Source organism: Acinetobacter sp. Colony158, assembly GCF_019264745.1.
In the GTDB taxonomy this organism is placed as follows: Bacteria; Pseudomonadota; Gammaproteobacteria; order Pseudomonadales; family Moraxellaceae; genus Acinetobacter; species Acinetobacter ursingii.
In genome coordinates this window covers 1,521,437-1,525,825 of the sequence record NZ_CP078523.1, presented here as the reverse complement: position 1 = coordinate 1,525,825, position 4,389 = coordinate 1,521,437, and the positions used below count along the sequence as shown (strand labels likewise).

Here is a 4,389-nt window from a genome sequence, read left to right as displayed (position 1 = left end):
CAGATTGATCTGAATCAGGGTTTACCCCTTGTCCGTCAAACATGGATTGAAGAGCGTGATGATACCGATGTTCTGTCAGGTTTGACTTCAACATTTGGACAAGAGCGTCTAAAGGATATTCGTACCGCCGAAATACGCTTTGCTCATATTCAAAATCCGCGCCGTGCCAAAACAGGTAAAAATGTCACCCAGATGCATTATGCAAAACAAGGCATTATTACTCCTGAAATGGAATATATCGCGATTCGTGAAAATCAGCGTCAGTGTGAAGGTGTCGATATGCGCCAACATGCAGGACAAAACTTCGGGGCAAAAAATCTTACCGAAATTACCCCAGAGTTTGTCCGTCAGGAAGTGGCTGAAGGACGCGCGATTATTCCTGCCAATATTAACCATCCAGAATGTGAACCGATGATTATCGGACGTAATTTTCTGGTCAAGATCAATGCCAATATCGGTAACTCGGCACTGGGTTCATCCATTGATGAAGAAGTCGCAAAAATGACTTGGGCAACCCGTTGGGGTGCAGATACCATCATGGATTTATCGACAGGTAAAAATATTCATGAAACCCGTGAATGGATTATCCGCAATTCACCTGTACCAATCGGAACAGTGCCAATCTACCAAGCCTTAGAAAAAGTCAATGGTGTCGCAGAAGATCTGAATTGGGAAATTTTTAAGGATACCTTGATTGAACAAGCTGAACAGGGCGTGGATTATTTCACCATTCATGCTGGCGTTCTATTACGCTATGTTCCAATGACTGCAAATCGTTTGACAGGCATCGTCTCCCGTGGTGGTTCAATTATGGCACAGTGGTGTCTGGCACATCATCAGGAAAACTTCCTGTATACACATTTTGATGAAATCTGTGAAATCATGAAAGCCTATGACGTATCCTTTAGTCTAGGCGATGGCTTGCGTCCAGGTTGTATTCAGGATGCCAATGACGAAGCTCAATTTTCAGAATTAAAAACGCTGGGTGAATTGACTCATCGCGCATGGGAACATGATGTACAAGTCATGATTGAAGGCCCGGGACATGTACCAATGCATATGGTCAAGGAAAATATGGATTTACAGCTTGAAGTCTGCAAAGAAGCGCCATTTTACACCCTTGGCCCTTTGACGACTGACATTGCACCGGGCTATGACCATATTACTTCTGCAATTGGTGCAGCCATGATTGGTTGGTATGGGACAGCGATGTTGTGCTATGTCACACCAAAAGAACATCTCGGCTTGCCAAATAAGAAAGATGTTAAAGATGGCATTATTACTTATAAAATTGCAGCGCATGCAGCGGATTTAGCCAAAGGTCATCCGGGTGCGCAAGCGCGTGATAATGCAATCTCTAAAGCACGTTTTGAGTTCCGTTGGGAAGATCAGTTTAATCTGGCACTTGATCCAGATACGGCGCGTAGCATGCACGATGAAACCATGCCCAAAGAAGCACATAAGTCAGCACATTTCTGTTCGATGTGCGGCCCTAAGTTTTGCTCTATGAAAATCACCCAGAATGTGCGTGATTATGCTCAAAACTTAAGCCATGCGGCATCCTCGACATCTGAAGATTCAGAAGTTGAAGCAGGTCTCAAAGCCATGAAAACCGCTTATCACGAAAATGGTCAAAAACTATACCAGAAAGTTTAAAGGAACCAAAAAAGCGTTTGTGTTTAATTTGATCTCGGTTAGGATGAAATACTTGTATTTCATCCTAATTTTGACCTATGGACATCGTTGAACACGCTACTTTTTCTCAGCAAGATGTAAAGATTCATTCACGTGAATATGTGTTCCGTGGATTTGTACAGGTTGAAAAAGTCAGCCTGCAACACCGCATGTTTAATCAAAATGATTTTATTCCTCAAATTCAAAGAGAACTCATCCAGCGCAAGACAGCCGCAGGCGTTCTGCTTTATAATGATGCACAACAACGATTTGCCTTGATTGAGCAATTTCGCGTCGGTGCAATCGATGATCCAGATTCTCCATGGCAACTTGAAATCATTGCTGGGGTTTTGGATGGTGATGAATCCCCTGAAAGCTGCATTCGCCGTGAAAGTCTGGAAGAGTCTGGTTGTCAGATTGATGAACTTGAGCATTTATTTAGCTTCTATCCATCGGCTGGCGCATGTTCTGAAGTGTTTCACCTTTATGCTGCTGAGACTGACTTACCAGAGCATGGTGGTGTACATGGTCTTGCAGATGAGGGCGAAAATATTCAATTGCATATTTTTGACTATCACCAGTTGCAGCCGCTTTTTGCTCATGGTCGTCTCAAAAATGCGCCTGTGATTATGGCGTTACAATGGTTAAATCAAAAAATTAAAATGACAAAAAATACTAAGGGGTAATCCGTGAGTTTTCAGGTTGTGCCAACTTCAGCTCAAGAATATGTCCTGATTCAAATCACGGACACGCATTTGCTCGAACAACCTGAGCACGAGTTTGTGGGTATGAATCCTGAACAAAGTTTTCATGAAGTGATGACTCACATTCAACAACATTATCCGCAAGCTGATGCCATTATTCATACAGGTGATTTGGCACAAGCACCAAGACCTAAAACGTATCAACGTTATCTGCATTTTATGCAGCAGTTGGGGATTCCTTTTTTCCATACCCCAGGAAATCATGACGATGAAAAATACTTTCCTTTTCATCAAGAAAATCCTCAACAGCCTGTTTTAATCGAATTAGGCGACTGGCGTATTATTTTATTGAATACTGCGGTCAGCAACCGGGTCGATGGTTTGGTTTCTACATCTCAACTTGAACAATTGACTGATTTGCTGGAACAACATCAAGCTCATCCCACTATTTTAGCTTGCCATCATCATCCCTTTGAGATGCATTCCAAATGGATCGATCAACACAAACTTAAAAATAGTCAGGCTGTATTTAATTTACTGGAACGCTTTAAGCAAGTGAAAGCGATTTTGTATGGTCATGTGCATCAAAATTCGAGCAATTTCTGGCAACATATTGAATGCTTATCTACCCCATCGACCAGTGTGCAATTTAAGCCGTGTAGCGAGCAATTTGCGCTTGATGCAGTTGCACCCGGTTATCGTGTCCTGAAACTTAAAACAAACGGAACGTTTGAAACTGTTGTGCAACGTCTGGAGCACATCAACCACCTTATAAATACAGAAATATCAGGCTATTAACTTTCTATTTTTTTCGTTTTGGATTATGTTCGTCACTCCGTAGAAAAGCTTTGCAACGAAAAGCCGTCTCAGATGACTATCATCTTGCAAAAAAAATCTATATGATGACGACCCCGATCGAAAATACGCCGACGGGATGGAATAAAAAACACTTGCATACCACCATATTTTTTGCGTATAGATAGTACGTGTATGATGAGGAATGCCCTATATGGCGAATGACAACCAAAACCAGGTCTTGGACGAAAACACCGATGTTTTAGACGGTGATAAAACCGCAGCAAAACGTCCGCGTAAAGCAAAGCCAAAGGCTGCTGAAGGGGGCACCACTGCAAGTTTATTTGGTATTGAACCTTATCAACCAAAGAAAAACGAAGAATACATGTCGGATGGGCAACTTGAGCACTTCCGTAAAATTCTTCAGGCATGGAAAGCAGAATTGATGTCTGAAGTAGATCGTACCCTCAACACCATGCAGGACGAATCTACAGCGCTACCAGACGTCAATGACCGCGCGACACAAGAAGAAGAGTTCGCAATTGAACTGCGTACCCGTGACCGTGAACGTAAACTGATTCGTAAGATCGAGCAATCGCTAGAAGACATCAAATCAGGCGATTATGGCTACTGTGAAACGTGTGGTATTGAAATTGGTCTGCGTCGTCTTGAAGCACGTCCAACCGCGACTCAATGTATCGACTGCAAAACACTTGCTGAAATCAAAGAGAAGCAAAATAACGGCTAACCATGACCGTGAATGACAACACAGCCGAGCCATGCTCGGCTTTTGTGCCACAGCGAAACAGCGTCGATACTCATGTTTCGCGTAGCCACTACATTGGTCGCTTTGCGCCCTCTCCAACAGGTCCTCTACATTTTGGTTCACTGATTACCGCCGTCGTCAGTTATTGTGATGCCAAATCACAACAGGGAAGCTGGCTGGTTCGGATCGAAGATACTGATATCCCACGCATCTATCCTGATAGTGAAACACATATTCTAAACAGCATTGCTGCTTTTGGTTTTGAAGCAGATGGCGAGATTATTTTTCAGCGTCAACGTTTGCCAATCTACGAACAAGTCATTGAACAACTCAAACAGCAACATTTGGTTTATGCCTGCCAATGTACCCGAAAAATGCTGGGTTCAAATGCCATTTATCAGGGAACTTGTCGCGATCTAGATCTGAATTTTGAAGATCAAGCGATTCGGG

At 42.9% G+C, this 4,389-nt stretch carries 5 protein-coding genes; all 5 read left to right on the top strand.

Going from position 1 to position 4,389, the window contains the following annotated elements; translation table 11 throughout:
- Window positions 1–1,656, top strand: a 1,656-nt coding sequence (gene thiC, locus JR005_RS06215; RefSeq protein ID WP_228731763.1) for a phosphomethylpyrimidine synthase ThiC, incomplete at its 5' end; no start/stop codon positions are given.
- 77 nt (window positions 1,657–1,733) lie between these two features.
- Entirely contained in the window at window positions 1,734–2,360 is a 627-nt protein-coding gene (locus JR005_RS06210) for an NUDIX domain-containing protein (RefSeq protein ID WP_004995327.1), read from the top strand.
- 3 nt (window positions 2,361–2,363) lie between these two features.
- Window positions 2,364–3,176 (top strand): 3',5'-cyclic-AMP phosphodiesterase, encoded by an 813-nt coding sequence (gene cpdA, locus JR005_RS06205; RefSeq protein ID WP_005001814.1) that lies wholly within the window; start codon window positions 2,364–2,366, stop codon window positions 3,174–3,176.
- A gap of 211 nt (window positions 3,177–3,387) precedes the next feature.
- Window positions 3,388–3,921: an RNA polymerase-binding protein DksA gene (gene dksA, locus JR005_RS06200; protein ID WP_004995330.1), complete on the top strand. Its 534-nt coding sequence runs from the start codon at window positions 3,388–3,390 to the stop codon at window positions 3,919–3,921.
- Window positions 3,922–3,923: 2 nt separating this feature from the next.
- Window positions 3,924–4,389: glutamate--tRNA ligase family protein (locus JR005_RS14635; RefSeq protein WP_228731762.1), on the top strand; the 466-nt coding region annotated here is incomplete at its 3' end.